Annotated in this window: 15 protein-coding genes; 12 read left to right on the top strand and 3 right to left on the bottom strand. The window is 72.0% G+C overall.

All coding sequences use genetic code 11. The annotated features are described in order from the left end of the window. The first annotated feature begins 102 nt into the window (after positions 1 to 102). The 11 genes from HNQ79_RS08415 (at position 103) to HNQ79_RS08460 (ending at position 11,951) form a co-directional block, all read left to right on the top strand. Complete coding sequence (locus HNQ79_RS08415; RefSeq protein WP_185028563.1) at positions 103 to 1,437, top strand: diaminobutyrate--2-oxoglutarate transaminase family protein; 1,335 nt, start codon at positions 103 to 105, stop codon at positions 1,435 to 1,437. After that, on the top strand, positions 1,434 to 3,125 hold the full coding sequence (locus HNQ79_RS08420) for a pyridoxal phosphate-dependent decarboxylase family protein (RefSeq protein ID WP_185028565.1): 1,692 nt from the start codon (positions 1,434 to 1,436) through the stop codon (positions 3,123 to 3,125). Before HNQ79_RS08415 ends, HNQ79_RS08420 begins: the two co-directional genes overlap by 4 nt. Beyond that, entirely contained in the window at positions 3,122 to 4,519 is a 1,398-nt protein-coding gene (locus HNQ79_RS08425) for a lysine N(6)-hydroxylase/L-ornithine N(5)-oxygenase family protein (protein ID WP_185028567.1), read from the top strand. The genes HNQ79_RS08420 and HNQ79_RS08425 overlap by 4 nt, the downstream gene beginning before the upstream one ends. After that, positions 4,516 to 6,327, top strand: coding sequence for an IucA/IucC family protein (locus HNQ79_RS08430; RefSeq protein WP_221507460.1), 1,812 nt, complete (start codon positions 4,516 to 4,518; stop codon positions 6,325 to 6,327). Before HNQ79_RS08425 ends, HNQ79_RS08430 begins: the two co-directional genes overlap by 4 nt. Continuing rightward, positions 6,324 to 7,694 (top strand): type I glutamate--ammonia ligase, encoded by a 1,371-nt coding sequence (locus HNQ79_RS08435; protein WP_185028569.1) that lies wholly within the window; start codon positions 6,324 to 6,326, stop codon positions 7,692 to 7,694. Before HNQ79_RS08430 ends, HNQ79_RS08435 begins: the two co-directional genes overlap by 4 nt. Then, on the top strand, positions 7,691 to 8,938 hold the full coding sequence (locus HNQ79_RS08440) for an MFS transporter (RefSeq protein WP_185028571.1): 1,248 nt from the start codon (positions 7,691 to 7,693) through the stop codon (positions 8,936 to 8,938). Before HNQ79_RS08435 ends, HNQ79_RS08440 begins: the two co-directional genes overlap by 4 nt. A gap of 167 nt (positions 8,939 to 9,105) precedes the next feature. Next, a complete protein-coding gene (locus HNQ79_RS33540; RefSeq protein ID WP_229923316.1) occupies positions 9,106 to 9,456 on the top strand; it encodes a hypothetical protein in 351 nt (116 codons plus the stop codon). A 7-nt stretch (positions 9,457 to 9,463) separates the two neighbouring features. Beyond that, the gene (locus tag HNQ79_RS33545; protein ID WP_229923315.1) at positions 9,464 to 10,456 is read left to right on the top strand and encodes an ATP-binding cassette domain-containing protein; all 993 of its coding nucleotides are present in this window, start codon (positions 9,464 to 9,466) and stop codon (positions 10,454 to 10,456) included. A 609-nt stretch (positions 10,457 to 11,065) separates the two neighbouring features. Beyond that, entirely contained in the window at positions 11,066 to 11,293 is a 228-nt protein-coding gene (locus HNQ79_RS08450; RefSeq protein WP_185028573.1) for a type II toxin-antitoxin system VapB family antitoxin, read from the top strand. Next, positions 11,294 to 11,710: a PIN domain nuclease gene (locus tag HNQ79_RS08455; protein WP_185028575.1), complete on the top strand. Its 417-nt coding sequence runs from the start codon at positions 11,294 to 11,296 to the stop codon at positions 11,708 to 11,710. A gap of 34 nt (positions 11,711 to 11,744) precedes the next feature. Beyond that, complete coding sequence (locus HNQ79_RS08460) at positions 11,745 to 11,951, top strand: DUF397 domain-containing protein (RefSeq protein ID WP_185028577.1); 207 nt, start codon at positions 11,745 to 11,747, stop codon at positions 11,949 to 11,951. A gap of 209 nt (positions 11,952 to 12,160) precedes the next feature. Here HNQ79_RS08460 and ychF read toward each other — a convergent pair whose 3' ends face one another. Then, positions 12,161 to 13,249 carry a redox-regulated ATPase YchF gene (ychF, locus tag HNQ79_RS08465; protein ID WP_185028579.1) on the bottom strand — a complete coding sequence of 363 codons (1,089 nt, stop codon included), beginning with the start codon at positions 13,247 to 13,249 and terminating at the stop codon, positions 12,161 to 12,163. Positions 13,250 to 13,500: 251 nt separating this feature from the next. Here ychF and HNQ79_RS08470 point away from each other — a divergent pair, with 251 nt between their 5' ends. Further along, the gene (locus HNQ79_RS08470) at positions 13,501 to 14,172 is read left to right on the top strand and encodes a DUF6542 domain-containing protein (protein WP_373312504.1); all 672 of its coding nucleotides are present in this window, start codon (positions 13,501 to 13,503) and stop codon (positions 14,170 to 14,172) included. 183 nt (positions 14,173 to 14,355) lie between these two features. On the opposite strand, the gene ppgK is transcribed toward HNQ79_RS08470, so the two are convergent. Together ppgK and HNQ79_RS08480 are read right to left on the bottom strand one after the other, a co-directional pair. Beyond that, a complete protein-coding gene (ppgK, locus tag HNQ79_RS08475) occupies positions 14,356 to 15,093 on the bottom strand; it encodes a polyphosphate--glucose phosphotransferase (protein ID WP_185028581.1) in 738 nt (245 codons plus the stop codon). 54 nt (positions 15,094 to 15,147) lie between these two features. Further along, entirely contained in the window at positions 15,148 to 16,137 is a 990-nt protein-coding gene (locus HNQ79_RS08480; RefSeq protein WP_185028582.1) for a 4-hydroxy-3-methylbut-2-enyl diphosphate reductase, read from the bottom strand. Between the last annotated feature and the right edge of the window lie 31 nt (positions 16,138 to 16,168).

Here is a 16,168-nt window from a genome sequence, read left to right on the forward strand (position 1 = left end):
GTGACCCGCGCGGCGAGCACGACGTCCGGAACAGCTCTTCACGAAATATGAAGGTTAGGCTAACCTAACCGCGTTCCGCATACGACGAAGGGCACGACTGCCATGCTGCGCGCCACACTTCTCGACCGCCAGGCACGGCGGGAGTCCTCTGCTCGCACCTATGCCCGCAACCTGCCCGTGGCGCCGGCCAAGGCAGCCGGAGCCGTCGTCACGGGCGTCGACGGACGCACCTACCTCGACTGCCTCTCGGGCGCCGGCACGCTCGCCCTCGGGCACAACCACCCCGAGGTCGTCGCGGCCCTCCAGTCGACCCTCGGCTCCGGCGCCCTGCTGCACAGCCTGGACATGATCACGCCGCAGAAGGACACGTTCAGCACCGAGTTGCTCGGCCGCCTCCCCGGCGAGCTGCGCGACGATGCCCGGCTGCACTTCTGCAGCCCGGCCGGGACCGACGCCGTCGAGGCGGCGCTGAAGCTCGCCCGCCAGGCGACCGGTCGGCGCGGCGTCGTCGCCTTCACCGGCGCGTACCACGGCATGACGCTCGGCGCGGCCTCCGTGTCCGGCCCCGAGGGGATGCGCGCGGGCGGCCCCGCGGACTCCCAGGCCGTCACCCGCCTGCCCTACCCGTACGGCTACCGCTGTCCGTTCGGCGTCGGCGCGGAACAGGCCGGGGTGCTCTCGGCCCGGCTGCTGGAGAGCCTGATCACCGACCCGAGCAGCGGGGTCGACAAGCCCGCCGCGGTGATCCTGGAGGTCGTCCAGGGCGAAGGCGGCGTCGTCGAAGGCCCCGACGCCTGGCTGCGCGAAGTCCGCCGGATCACCGCCGCGCACGGCGTGCTCCTGATCGTCGACGAGGTGCAGACCGGCGTCGGCCGCACCGGGCACTTCTGGGCCTGCGAACGGGCCGGCGTGACCCCTGACGTGCTCGTCACGTCCAAGGCGGTGGGCGGCGGCCTGCCGCTCGCGCTGATCGCCTACCGCTCGGATCTGGACACCTGGCAGCCCGGCGCCCACACCGGCACGTTCCGCGGCAACACCCTCGCCATGGTGGCCGGAGAGATCACCCTGCGGACCGTCGCCGAGCAGCAGTTGACCGAACGCGCCGAGAAATTGGGCGAACGCCTGCGGCAAGGACTGCGCGAACTGGCCGCCGACCACCCCGTGTTCGGCGAGGTCCGGGGCCGCGGCCTCATGATCGGCGTCGAACTCGTCGACCCGGACGGCGCACCCGACCGCCTGGGATCCCTCCCCCCGCACCCGGCCCTCGCGAAGGCCCTGCGCGCCGCCTGCCTCGACCACGGTCTGATCCTGGAGCTCGGCGGTCGCGACGACACCGTGCTGCGGCTGCTGCCGCCGCTGATCCTCAGCGACATCGAGGCCGACTCGGTACTGGCGCGCATCGCCGACGCCCTGCGCGACACGGAGCACGCCGCATGACCACTCCCGGACGGACCACCGTCGACCAGCACGCCAAGGACCGCCACGGCACGGACGGCTACGCCACCGCGGCCCAGCACGGCACGGAGGACCTCACCCCGGACGGCCACTCCCCGGCGGGCCTGTTCACCCCGGACGGCCACGCCACCGCCCGTCAGCAGGCCGCGGACCGCCTCTCCACCGCGGTCGCCGGCGGCACCGAAGGGCCCGGTGCCCTGCGGTCGTTGACCACCGTCGTGCTCGGCGCGCTCGCGGACGGGGCCGCCGCACGCGGCGGACCGCTGCCGCCCGGCGGCCCGGAAGCGGTGACCGAGCGGGTCCTGGCCGTGTGCACCCCGCTGCTGCCCGAACGGGGCGTGGGCGCCGAGGCGGCCCTGTACGGGCTCGTCCGCGCCGTCGCCGAGGGTGCCGCCGACCCCGCCGACCCCGCCTGCGTCGCCCACCTGCACTGCCCGCCGCTCGCCGTCGCGGCCGCCGCCGACCTGGCCGCCTCCGCGCTCAACCCCTCGATGGACTCCTGGGACCAGGCGCCCGCCGCCGCCGTCGTCGAGGAGCGGACCACCGCCGCACTGGCCGCGCTGGTCTACCCCGGGGCGGCCGCACCCGACGCCCTGATCACGAGCGGCGGCACCGAGTCCAACCTGGTGGCCCTGCTGCTGGCCCGGGAACGCGCCCGCGCGAGGGGCGCACGGCCCGTGCAGGTGCTCTGTGGCACCAACGCCCACCACAGCATCGCCCGCGCCGCCTGGATCCTCGGCCTGCCCGCACCGGTCACCGTCGAGTGCCGGGCCGGACGCATGGTGCCCGCGGCCCTGGACCGGGCGCTGGTCGGCCTCGCCGGCACCCCCGCCCTCGTGGTGGCCACCGCCGGCACCACCGACGAAGGACTGATCGACCCGCTGCCGGAACTGGCCCAGGTCGCCGCCTCGCACGGCGCCGAGCTGCACGTGGACGCGGCCTACGGCGGGCCTCTGCTGTTCAGCGACAGGCTCGCTCCCCGGCTGGACGGCATCGAGTCCGCCGTGTCGGTCACCTTCGACCTGCACAAGCTCGGCTGGCAACCGGTCGCCGCAGGCGTCCTCGCGGTCGCCGACACCGACACGCTCCGGCCGCTGTCGCTGACCGCCGACTACCTCAACGCGGACGACGACACCGAGGCCGGAATGCCCGACCTGCTGGGCCGGTCCATCCGCACCTCGCGCCGCCCCGACGCGCTGAAGATCGCCGCCACACTGCGCGCCCTCGGCCGCGACGGACTCGGCGCTCTCGTCGAGCACTGCGTCGACACCGCCGGGCACCTGGCGCGCCGCATCGACGCCGACCCCGCGCTGCGCCGCCGCCCCGGCGACATCGGCATCAGCACGGTGCTCTTCAGGCCGGTCGCCGCCGACGCGCTGCCGGACGAGGACGGCGACGCGCTCGTCGCGGGCATCCGCCGGCGCCTCCTGCTCGACGGACAGGCCGTGCTCGGACGGGCGGTCGCCGAGGACGCGGACGGCACACCCCGCCTGTGGCTCAAGGCCACCCTGCTCCACCCCCGGACCCGGCCGGCCGACCTCGAACCCCTGCTGCGGAACGTCGCCGTCGGCCCGACGCCCGACAGCCGGGACGCCGGCGGCCACGGCACCCACCGGCAGACGTTCCCCGGCCAGGCCGCCCCCCTACGTCCCCACGGAGGACCCAGATGATCCCCGGAGCCGAGACCGCACCCCTGGACCTGCTGGGGGTGGGCACCGGGCCGTTCAACCTGTCCCTGGCCGCCCTCGCCGACGGGGTGCCCGGCCTGACCTCGGCCTTCCTCGAACAGCGGCCCTCCTTCCGCTGGCACCCCGGCCTGCTCATCGAAGGCGCGACCCTCCAAGTCCCGTTCCTGGCCGACCTGGTGAGCCTCGTCGAGCCGACCAGCCCCTGGTCCTTCCTCAACTACATCAAGACCGGCGAGCGGATGTTCCCGTTCTACTTCGCCGAGAAGTTCCACATCGACCGGGCCGAGTACGACGCCTACCTCCGCTGGGTCAGCGGGCAACTGGCCTCCTGCCACTTCGGCCACCAGGTGGACACCGTCCGCTGGGACGCCGAACTCGGTGCGTTCGAAGTGGACTTCACCCGACTCGACGCGGCGGGCGACGCCGAGGCCGTGGGCCGCACGTACGCCCGCCACCTGGCCCTCGGCGTCGGTACGGCGCCGCACATCCCCGAGCCGCTGCGCGAGCTGGCGGCCGACCCCGGCGCACTGGTCCTGCACTCGGCCGACTACCTGGCCCAGCGCGACCGGCTGCTCGCCGCACGCCACGTCACCGTCGTGGGCTCCGGCCAGTCCGGGGCCGAGGTCCTGCTCGACCTGCTGCGGGCCCGGCCGCGCGGCGCGGAGGGGCTTACCTGGCTCGCCCGCACCCCGGCGTTCGCGCCGATGGAGTACTCGAAGATCGGCCTGGAGCAGTTCACCCCGGACTACACCCGCTACTTCCACGGCCTGCCCGAGGAGACCCGCGACCGGCTGCTGCCCGCGCAGTGGCAGCTCTACAAGGGCGTCAGCGAGGAGACGCTCGGTGACATCCACGACGAGCTCTACCGGCGCACCGTCGACGGAGGCTGGCCCGACGTCACGCTGACGCCCGGCGTCGCGGTCCAGGGCGGCTCCCGCGTCGGCGGACGCATCGAACTGGCCGTGGAGCACGGCGAGCAGGACACCCGCGCCCACCTGACCACCGACGCCGTCGTCCTGGCCACCGGCTACCGCGAGCGGCCCGTCGACGCGCTGCTCTCCCCGCTGGCGAAGTACATCGCCCACGACAGCGCCGGACGCCACCAGGTCGACGAGCACCAGCGCCTGGTCCTCGACAGCAGCGTCACCGGCTCCGTCTTCGTGCAGAACGCCGAACGCCACACCCACGGCGTCGGCGCCCCCGACCTGGGCCTCGCCGCCTGGCGCAGCGCCGTCATCCTCAACGCCCTCACCGGCCGGGACACCTACCCGCTGCCCCGGCGCACCGCCTTCACCACCTTCGGCCTCGGCGGCACCTCCGCCGGGGGCCGCGACCACCAGCTCACCGCAAGCACCACCGTCGGAGGACGTTCGTGACCGTGCAGACATCACCGCAGGCCGCCGCCTGGAAGCGGGCCGGAAGCCTGATCACCGAGAAGATGCTCGGAGAACTCTCCTACGAGTACCTCTTCGAGCCGGTCGCCGACACCGGCCCGGTCACCGAAGGCGCCGACCCCGCCTGGCGTCTCGACCTGCCCGGTGACGTCACCTACCGCTTCCGGGCCCGTCACGGCGCCTTCCGCTGCTGGGTCGTCACCCCCGGCTCCGCCACCCGCCACACCGCGGACGGGCACGCCCCGGCCGACGACCCGCGCATCCTGGTCACGGACGCCCGTACCGTCCTGGGCCTCAGCGGCATGCGCCTCGCCGACGTACTCAGCGAGCTCACCGCCACCGTGGCCAACGAGGCGATGCGCCTGGAGCGGCCCATCACGGCGGCCGAGCTGGCGGCCCTCCCGTACGACCTCGCCGACGGCCACCTCACCGGCCACCCCCGCATCGTCGTCAACAAGGGCCGCGTCGGCTTCTCCGCCGCCGACCGGGCCCGCCTCGCCCCCGAGGCACGCAACCCCTTCGCCGTCCGCTGGACCGCCGTCCACCGCGACCTCGCCAGCTTCCGCTCCGTCGCCGGTCTCGACGAGCAGACGCTGCTCGCGGAGGAGCTCGGCGAAGCGACCCGCCAGGAGTTCGCCGAGCGTCTCGCGGCGACCGGCGCGGACCTGGCCGACTACGTCTGGATGCCCATCCACCCCTGGCAGTGGGACGAGATCGTCGGCACTCTCTACGCCGCCGAGATAGCCACCGGCCGCATCGTGCTCCTCGGTGACTCGGCCGACACCTACGTGCCCCACCAGACCGTGCGCACCCTCGCGAACGTCACACACCCCACCCGGCGTGACGTCAAGACGGCCTGCTCCGTGCGGAACACCCTCGTCTACCGGGGGCTCAACTCCGCCGCCACGCTCGCCGGACCCGCCGTCACGGAGTGGTTGCTGTCGATCCACGAGAGCGACGCGCTGCTGCGCGACGAGTACCGCTTCGACCTCCTCGGCGAGGTCGCCGCCGTCTCCGTCACCCACCCGCTCTTCGGCTCGCTCGAAGAGCTGCCCTACCGCTTCCACGAGACGCTCGGCGTGCTGTGGCGCGAGCCGCTGCGCACCCGGGTCGGCGAGAACGAGCGGGCCATCTCGCTCGCCACCCTCCCGTACCGCGACCACGACGGCCGGAGTGTCGTCGCGCACCTGATCACCACCTCGGGCATGTCCCCGCAGGAGTGGTTCGGCAAGCTGTACGACCTCATCCTCACCCCGCTGCTGCACTGGCTGTACCGCTACGGCGTCGCCTACTGCCCGCACAGCCAGAACCTCGTCCTCATCACCGACCCGGACGGCCGCCCCCTCCGCGTCATGATCAAGGACTTCGCGCAGGGCGTGGACCTCGTCGACGCCGACCTGCCCGTCCACGACACGCTGGCTGAGGAGGCCCGCAAGGACATGCTGCGCTGGCCCGCCCCGCTGATGGCCCAGTCGCTGTTCTCGTCCGTCTTCTCCGGCCAGATCCGCTTCCTCGCCGAGATCGCCCACGACGACTTCGGCTACCCGCGCGCCGAGATGTGGGAGCAGGTCCGCACCGTCATCCGCGCGTACGCCGACCGCTTCCCCGAGGACGCCAAGCGCTACCCGGACCTGGACCTGTTCGCCCCGGACGTCGAGCGCGTCTGCCTGAACCGCGAGCACCTCGCGGGCGAGGGCTTCGAACGAGTCGACCGCGACGAGGAGTTCGACGTCCGCTTCGGCCGCGTCCCCAACCCGCTCTCCGCACCGGATCCGGAGGGCGCCTGGTGAACGACGCCCAGCAGCCGGCCGCTGCCTTCTGGCAGCGGCCGGCCGGCCCCAGGACCCTCGCCGACCGCAGCCGGGCCGCCGACCGCATACGTGCGGCACTCGCCGGCCGGGCGCCGGACCGGCTCACCCTGCTCGCACCGGACCCGCACGGCCGATTCGCTGCCGTCGACCTCGACGGCGGATTCGCCCTCGACTCGGTACTCGACAACGGCTACGGCGCGTGCACCTACCTCTACGCCTGGACCGTCGAGCGCGGCACCGTGGCCGCCCCCGAACTCCAGCGCTACTACGACGCGTACGGCGATCTCGTCCTCCACCCCGACCCGGCCACCCTCACGCCCCAGCCCGGCGAGGACGGCAGCTGGTACGTGGTCTGCGACGCGGCCTGGCCCGACGGTTCCCCCGTCGACGTCGCCCCGCGCACCGCCCTGCGCACGCAGCTGACGGCGGCCGAGGAACTCGGCATCGTCCCCTCCGTCGGCCTCGAACACGAAGTCACCTTCTACCGTGCGGACGGAACACCGCTCACCGCGCACGGCATCGACTACGCGCTCGGCGGCACCGAACCCCTCGCCCCGCTGCTGCGCGACGTGCGCGCCACCCTCCGCGAGGCGGCCCTCGGCGTGGAGTCCGCACGCGCCGAATGCCACCCGGGACAGTACGAGATCGTCCTGCGGCACCGCGACGCACTGGCGGCCTGCGACGACGCCATGATCCAGCAGACCCTCGTCCGGCAGACGGCGGCCCGGCACTCCGTCCAGGCCTCCTACCTCGCCGCCGAAGGACCGGGACAGGGCAGCTCGTGCCACGTCCACCTCTCCCTCAACAGCCCGGAGGGCGACAACCTCGGCGCCGACGGCACCGACCCGCGGTGTCCGAGCCGCCTGCTGGGCTCGTTCCTCGCCGGGGTGCTGCGCGCCGCCGCCGACCTCACCCCGATCTGGGCGCCCACCACCAACTCCTACGTCCGGCTGCGCACCGGGGACTTCGCGCCCACCCGGGTCCGCTGGGGCGCCGACGACCGCACGGCCGCCGTACGCCTCGTCGGGAGCGGGCCGTCGCTGCGCCTGGAATGCCGCTTCCCGGGCGCCGACGCACAGCCGCACCTCGCCGTCGCGGCGCTGCTGGCCGCCGGGCTGTCGGGCATCGAGGACGACCTTCCGGCACCGCCCGCCGGGGAGACGCTCGACCACCTCGCCACCACCCCCTGGCAAGCGCTGGAACGTTTCTCCACGTCCAAGCTGCCGGCCCGCCTCCTCGGCGAGGAGTTCGTCGCCCACTACGCGGCGCTGTTCGGCGCCGAACTCGACGCCTGGTGCGAGGCGGTCACCGACTGGCACCGCAGGCGCGGCGCCCTGCGGTCATGACCGCCGCGGCCCCCACGCCCGTACCGGAGCGCCCGGCGAGCCCCCTCAAGGAGCTCGCCGGGGCCCCGGCCCTGCTGTCCCTGCTGGGCTGGAGCCTCGTCGGCCGCCTCCACCTGTCGGCGACCCTCGTCGCGCTCCTCGTCGTCGCGGCCGACAACACCGGCTCCTACGCCACCGCCGGCCTGGTCACCGGGGCACTCGTCCTCGGCCAGGGCATCACGGGACCGATCCGCGGCCGTACCGTCGACCGCCGCCCCGCCGCCCGCATCCTCGTCTGGACCTCCTTGCTGTACGGGGCGGGACTCGTCGGCCTCGCCGCCGTACCCGAGGCAGCCGGATGGCAGACGCTGGCCGGTGTCGCCTTCGTCGTCGGCCTGGCCTGCCCACCGTCCACCCAGGTCTCGCGCTGCAAGGTGGCCCAGCTCGCCGCGGGCACCCTGCGGCAGCGCGCGTACAACCTCCAGGCCACCGTCAACGAACTCGTCCTGGTCACCGGCCCCGGAGCCGCGTCCCTGTGCATCGCCCTCGTCGGCGCGCGCGCCTCCGTCGCCGTCTGCGGAGCGCTCGCCGCACTCGGCGGGCTCGGCCTCGCGCGCGCCGTACGCCGCGCCGGTGTCGACGCGCCCCCCGTGCGTATTCCCGTCACCGCGCCGGACGGCGAGACCCCGCCCGGGCGCAGCTCGCTGCTGCGCAACCCGGCGGCGGTACGCGCGATCGCCGCCGTCACCGTCCTCATCGCCGGCTTCTCGGTCGTCGACTTCGTCCTGATCTCCTGGTCGCACTCCCGCGGGGCGCCCGAACTCGGCGGCCTCCTCACCGGCGTGTGGGCCATCGCCTCGGCCGCCGGCGGTCTCGCCGCCACGTTCTGGCTCACCGGCGCGGCCGTACTGTGGCGCCGCCTCGTCCTCGTCACCGTCGGTGTCGCCCTGCTGCTTCCCGCCCTCTCCGAACGGCTCGGCGGCGGCACCGCCTGGACCGTCGCCGCGGCCCTCGCCCTCGGCGGCACCGTCATCCCGCCCGCCCTCGCCGCCCTCTACGACAGCGTCGCCGACTTCGCGGGCGACGCACACCGTGCCGAGGCCTTCGGCTGGATCGCCGCCACGACCACCGCCGCCTCCGCGGTGGCCAACCCCGTGGCCGGAGCCGTACTCGACCGCTGGGGAGCGACAGCGGCAGCGGCCATCGCCCTGACGGCGTGCTGCGCCGCCACGGCACTGATCGGGGGGACGGGGAACCGGCGTTGAGCAGATCCTCCCCTGGAGGAGCCGCCCCCGGCTGATCTCCGACGGCCGTTCATGGGTGTGCTGCGGACTGGCCCCAAGTGCCGGGGCGGAGAGATCCATGGCGCACCGGCGGGACCTGCAACGAGACTGCGCAGGTGAGCGGCGTTCCGGGACGAGGTGGGCTCCCGATGGGCGTGCAGCGCGGGCAGAGGGCCCGCGGGTGGGTGACGAGGGCGGTTCTCGGTTCGGCCGTCGTCGACCTCGTGGCCGCCCTCGCCCCGGTGGCCCAACCGGGCCGCAGCATCGAGACGTTCCAGACCATCCGGGTCCACCTCGACAGGCTGCGCGACGTGCTGAACGAGCCCCCGGAGTCCCTGGGGCAGGGCGCTGAGAAGGTGGACCTGAACGAGCCGATCACCCTCACCGACGTCAGCTTCAGCTACTCCGGGGACGGACCGGAGGCCCTGCCCGGCATCTCCCTCACCGTCCGGCCGGGCGAGAAGATCGCCATCGTCGGCAGCAGCGGTTCGGGTAAGTAAGTCGACCTTGGCCCGGCTCATCCTCGGGCTCCACGACCCGACGGGCGGGGAGGTCACCTACGGCTCCACCCCGCTGACCGAACTCGACCTCGGTCATTTGCGCCGCCAGTGCGGTGTCGTCACCCAGGACGCGGACATCTTCAGCGGCTCGGTGCTGACCAACATTGCGCTGGTCATGCCCGACGCCACCCTGGACGATGTCGTCGCGGCGGCCCGCCTCGCGGCCGTCCACGAGGACATCACGCACATGCCGATGGGGTACGAGACGATCCTGGGTGAGGGCGGCAACGGCCTCTCCGGCGGGCAACGACAGCGCGTGGCCCTGGCCCGGGCCGTCGTGCACCGGCCGAGGGTCCTGCTGCTGGACGAGGCCACCGGCCACCTGGACGCGACCACCGAGGCCATCGTGCACGAGAACCTCTCGGAGCTCGACTGCACCCGCATCGTCATCGCACACCACCTGAGCACCGTGCGCGACGCGGGTCACGTGGCTGCGGAGGTTCGCGGTGGCCGAGACCGGCGGGTCGTCCCAGAGGATCTCGCTGAACTGCCCGAGGATGCCGAAGCACGGATCAGGTCCTTCAGTGGGGGCGTCGGCCGATGTCGCCTGGGTGGGGAGGGCGGCGAGCCCTGGTTCTTTCCACACGGTGTAGGGGGTGGAACCGTCGGGGAGACCGGCCCGTGGGGTGTGGATCAACAGAAGGCCTCCCACCGGTACGGCGTGAGGGGGGCACCGATGGTGAGCCGAGAAAGCTCCGGTGTCCGACTCCCGTCGCCGGCCAGAGGGGCGGGAGGGATGATTTGTGCGAAGTTTGGCGAGATCCGGCTCAAGTGCGTCATACCGTCTCCTGATTGGTCAGGGCAGGAGGGAATGCACACAGGTGCTCCTTGCTCGTCCCCCCGTTGGAACTGCGTTCACGCTTTCAGATCGAACAGGATCCGGTTGGAGGTCCTGTGTGGTGACCGGTTTACCTCCTCATGTGGACGCGACAGTTCATGACGGATGTGATGGGTGATTCCCCCGGGGCCCCAGAACAGCCGGAGGTCCCGGCTGCCCCACGGGGGGCGGTGGGCGGGGTGTCGGGCCGTAGCGCGTTCTGCACGGTCGTTCGGCAGCGGTCCCAGCAGGCGGGGACGAGGTGGCCGTACACGTCCACCGTCGTCTTGATCGGTGATGAAGGTGGTCCATCCGTCGACCGGGACGAGGAGCGCGGGGCCGTCAAGGGGCGGAACGCTTACCCCCTGAACCTCCAGCGCGTCCGCCACCGTCCCGGCCGGACAGGTGACGGGACGTCAGGTCGTCCAACCGAAATACAGCCACGGGTACGAGAACGGGGCCGACCCCCACTCGGGCCGACCCGTCTGGCCTGCGAAGTTGACCAGTTCGCGTGCCCAACGCGTTGCAGCGAAACAGTGGAACCAGGTTTTTGACCTGCGGAAACACCGGAGCGCCGGTGCGGATCCAGCCACGATCCAGCCGCCGGTAACGACGGGTCGACGACCGGCCGTTCCTGGCGGCTGCCCGCCCCTTGCGCCAAGGCTCCCGGCGAGAACGACACCATTTACTGCTACCCTTTGGTGTCGTCTGTTTCTCTGAGGGGAGCCGCGCATGTCCCGGACAATGATCGACCTGGATGACGAGATGGTTGCGCAGGCCAAGGAGATCTACGGCACGAAGACCAAGGCGGCCGCCGTGCGTGCGGCTGTGGAGGATGCCGTGAAGCGTCGTCTCCGCCAGCAGTTCATCGACGCCGTCAAAGCGGGGGAGCTCGACTTCGGGGAGATCGTCGAGAACACGAAGGTGACGGACGCCGGACGGGACGCGAGGGCAGTCTGAGTGACTGCTCCGTTCCTGGTCGACAAGTCGGCCCTCGCCCGTTGGCACCTGCCGCCGGTTGGCGCCGCTCTCGACCCGCTCCACGAACGAGGGCTGCTGGCGATCTGTCCCGCCGTCGAGTACGAACTCATGTACAGCATTCGTGGAAAGAGCGAGGCCCCCGCCGTCGCGGCGTGGCTCCGGGGCTTCGACTACCTCTATGGCGACGACCGGGTCTTCGATCGTGCCCTGGAGGTTCAGCGTGCCGCTGTTGAGCGCGGCTTCCACCGCGCGCTGTCCCTCCCGGATCTGCTCGTCGCCGCGACTGCCGAGCTGAGCGGCGCAATCGTCCTCCACCATGACGCCGACTACGACATGATCGTCGGCATCACCGGGCAGCGCTGCCAGTGGGTCGTGGAGCCGGGAACGGCCGACTGACGCACCGTGCTCCACCGTCGGATTCGACGACGGCGTGGCTCCGGGCCATGTCATCGCCACCTGGCGCAAGTCCAGCTACAGCAACGGCGAAGGCGGCGAGTGCGTCGAGATCGCCGACGGATTTCCCCGGGCCGTCCCCGTCCGCGACTCCAAGGAACCGCATGGCCCCGCGCTCCTCGTCCCGGCCGGCGGATGGACCACCTTCATCACGGCCGTCAGGGATGGAACGCTTGCCCCCTGAACCTCCCGCACGTCCGCCGTCGCCCCGGGGCTGTACAACAGAGATCCAGCACCGGTACGGACATCCAGGCATGACGACAGGTGACGGAGCGTCAGGTCGTCCAGCCGAAATCCAGCCACGGGTACGCGAACGGGGCCGACCCCCACTCGGGCCGACCCCGTCTGACCTGCGAACTTGACCAGTTCGCGTGATCCACGCCAACGCGTGCCCTACACGTTGAAGCGGAACTCCACCACGTCCCCGTCCTGCATGACGTACTCCTTGCCCTCCATGCGGGCCTTGCCCTTGGCGCGCGCCTCGGCGACCGAGCCGGTTTCGACCAGGTCGGCGAAGGAGATGACCTCGGCCTTGATGAAGCCCTTCTGGAAGTCGGTGTGGATCACACCGGCCGCCTCCGGGGCCGTGGCGCCCTTCGGGATGGTCCAGGCGCGGGTCTCCTTGGGGCCTGCCGTGAGGTAGGTCTGGAGGCCGAGGGTGGCGAAGCCGACGCGGCCCAGGGTGGCGAGGCCGGGCTCCTCCTGGCCCATGGACTGGAGGAGTTCCAGGGCTTCCTCGTCGTCGAGTTCGATGAGCTCGGACTCGATCTTGGCGTTGAGGAAGATCGCTTCGGCGGGGGCGACGAGTGCGCGCTGCTCGTTCTTGAAGTCCTCGTCGACCAGCTCGTCCTCGTCGACGTTGAAGACGTAGAGGAAGGGCTTGGTGGTCAGCAGGTGCAGCTCGTGCAGGAGGTCGCCCTGCTCGGTGCCCTTGGTGATGCCGGCGGAGAAGAGGGTCTGGCCGGTTTCGAGAATGGCCTTGGCCTTCTCGACGGCGGCGAGGACGGCGACCTTCTCCTTCTGGAGGCGGGACTCCTTGGTGAGGCGGGGCACCGCCTTCTCGACGGACTGGAGGTCGGCGAGGATCAGCTCGGTGTTGATCGTCTCGATGTCGTCCTTGGGGGACACCTTGCCGTCGACGTGGACGACGTTCTCGTCCTTGAAGGCGCGGATGACCTGGCAGATCGCGTCGGACTCGCGGATGTTCGCGAGGAACTTGTTGCCCAGGCCCTCGCCCTCGGAAGCGCCGCGCACGATACCCGCGATGTCGACGAAGTCGACCGTGGCGGGCAGGACCTTCTGGGAGTCGAAGATGCCGGCGAGGACCGCGAGGCGGGGGTCGGGGACGCCGACGACGCCGACGTTCGGCTCGATGGTGGCGAACGGGTAGTTGGCCGCCAGCACGTCGTTCTTGGTCAGGGCGTTGAAAAGGGTCGACTTGCCGACATTCGGCAGGCCGACGATTCCGATCGTGAGCGACACGTTGGCGACTTCCCGTAGCGGAGAGAGAGGAGCTGGTTGCGGCCCGGGGCGGGCCGACCGGTCTCCCAGTTTACGGGCGGGGTGCGGGGGTGTCGTACGGGAGGAGGGGCGGCGCTTGGGTACGCTGCCGGGCTCCGCGGGGGCGCCGGCCGCCCGGCCCCCGGCCGTATGCCGTCGAACTCAACCCCAAGGTCGGCCAAAACGCGTGTCCAAGCCGCGAATTCATGAGTCCGGCGACCTACGTTGGTCCGGTGGAGCAACCCAGGACCCGACCCCGCCCCGGCGGCCCGCGCCCCTCGCAGCGCAGGCCGCACCGCATCGCCGTGGAGGAGGTCACCGCCGAGACCTCGCCCGTGTACCGGGGGGCCGGCCGCCCCGAGCGGCCGGTCGCGCCGGTGGTGTCGGCGCTGCGACGGCTGCCCAATCCCCGGCTGACCGGCCTTGGCGGAGGGCTCTTCGCCTCCGTGATCATGTTCGTGCTGGGGTGTCTGGACAGGCTGTTGTTCGGAGGCTCGCCGGTGGTCTACGGGGTGCTCTTCCTGCCGGTCTGTGCGCTGACCGCGCTGTGGGTGCGGACCGCGGACCTCGTCACCGCGCCGATCGCCGTGCCGATCGCCTTCGCCTGCGGGCTGCTGCCCATCGCCGGCGGGTCCGACGGGGTGGGCGGCCGGCTGATGGCGGTCGTCACGGCACTCGCCGTGCACGCGGGCTGGCTCTACGGCGGCACGCTGGTGGCCGGTCTCATCGCGAGCGTGCGGAAGATCCGGCAGATGGCGGGCAAGCGTGCCGCGGCGCGGGAGGGTTCCGCCGCCGTGCCGGTCGCCCCCGCCGTCGCACGGTCGCAGGCGCCGGGCGCACCACGGCCTCCGCGGGTACGGCGGCGGCCTGGCGTACAGCCTCAGCGGCCGCCGCACGGCGACTGAGGAGCACAGCTCCCCGCGCGGTGACGGGGGCGCCGTTACCCGCCGCCGTTTCCCGCTCGCGCCTGAAAGTGCCGTCTCCTGCGCGGTGACCGAGCGTCCCGGATCCCCGCGCGCGGCGCCTGAACCCCGCGTTCGCCGTGCACGCCGCCCCCGCACCGCGACCGGGCGGGCGGGGCGGCGGAGCTAGCGCTTGGCGGCTGCCATGGCCGCGCCCACGATCCCCGCGTTGTTCTGGAGCTGGGCCGGGACGATCTCCGCGCGGATGCCCTCGATGAGGGGCAGGAACTTGTCCGCCTTGCGGCTGACGCCTCCGCCGATGATGAACAGGGACGGCGAGAAGAGCATCTCCAGGTGCGCCAAGTACTTGGTGACCCGCTTCGCCCAGTGCTCCCAGCTCAGGTCCTCGTCCTCCTTGGCCTTCGTGGAGGCGTGCTTCTCGGCCTCGCGGCCGTGGAGTTCCAGGTGGCCCAGTTCGGTGTTGGGGACGAGCTTGCCGTCGAGGAAGAGGGCACTGCCGATGCCGGTGCCGAAGGTGAGGAGGAAGACCGTGCCCTGGCGGCCCGCGCCCGCCCCGAACGTCATCTCGGCGACGCCCGCCGCGTCCGCGTCGTTCAGCACGGTGACCGGCATGCCGAGGCGCTCGCCGAGCACGGACTGGGCGTTGAGGTCCACCCAGCCCTTGTCGACGTTGGCGGCCGTACGGGTGACGCCGTCCGTGACGACGCCGGGGAAGGTGATGCCCACCGGCCCCGACCAGCCGAAGTGGTCGACGACCTCCTTCACGCCGTCGATCACGCTGTCCGGCGTGGCCGGGTGCGGGGTCAGTACCTTGTGCCGCGGCTCGGCAAGGTCGCCCCGCGCCAGGTCCACGGGAGCGCCCTTGATGCCGGAACCGCCGATGTCCACTCCGAACACGTTCATGGACACCACCGTACGACGCACCACCGACAACCGGGCGGAGAGTCCTGCGGAGGGCTACCTGCTGCCGAGGGCGGCGGCCTCCGCGCGCAGGTCGCGGCGGAGTTCCTTGGGCAGCGAGAAGGTGATCGACTCGTCGGCCGTCCTGACCGTCTCGACGTCCGCGTAGCCGCGCTCGGCGAGCCACTCCAGGACGCCGTCGACGAGGACGTCCGGTACGGAGGCGCCCGAGGTGAGGCCGACCGTCGTCACTCCCTCCAGCCAGGATTCGTCGATCTCCGCAGCGAAGTCGACCAGGTGGGCGGCGGGGGCTCCGGCGTCCAGGGCGACCTCGACCATCCGGATCGAGTTCGAGGAGTTCTTGGAGCCCACGACGATGACGAGTTCGGCGTCCTCGGCCAGCTTCTTGACCGCGATCTGGCGGTTCTGGGTGGCGTAGCAGATGTCGTCGCTGGGAGGGGAGAGGAGGTTGGGGAACCTGGACTTCAGGGCGTCGACCGTCTCCATCGTCTCGTCGACGGACAGGGTGGTCTGGGAGAGCCAGACGACCTTCGACTCGTCGCGCACGGTGACGTTCTCCACGTCCTGTGGGCCGTCGACCAGGGTGATGTGGTCAGGGGCCTCGCCGGAGGTGCCGATGACCTCCTCGTGGCCCTCGTGGCCGATCAGCAGGATGTCGTAGTCGTCCTTGGCGTACCGGACGGCTTCCTTGTGCACCTTGGTGACCAGGGGGCAGGTGGCGTCGATCGTGGCGAGCTTCCGCTCGGCGGCCTCGGCGTGGACGGTCGGGGCGACGCCGTGCGCGGAGAACATCACGATGGAGCCCTCCGGGACCTCCGCGGTCTGCTCGACGAAGATCGCGCCCTTCTTCTCCAGGGTCTGCACGACGTACTTGTTGTGGACGATCTCGTGCCGGACGTAGATCGGCGCACCGTACTGCTCAAGGGCCTTCTCGACGGCGATGACGGCGCGGTCCACGCCCGCGCAGTAGCCACGGGGGGCGGCAAGCAGGACACGGCGGGCAGGGGAGGAAGTCATGCACCCCATCGTAAGGCCGTGTCCGGGAGGCCAAAGATCG

It is taken from the genome of Streptomyces candidus, from assembly GCF_014207445.1.
GTDB classification, from domain to species: Bacteria; Actinomycetota; Actinomycetes; order Streptomycetales; family Streptomycetaceae; genus Streptomyces; species Streptomyces candidus.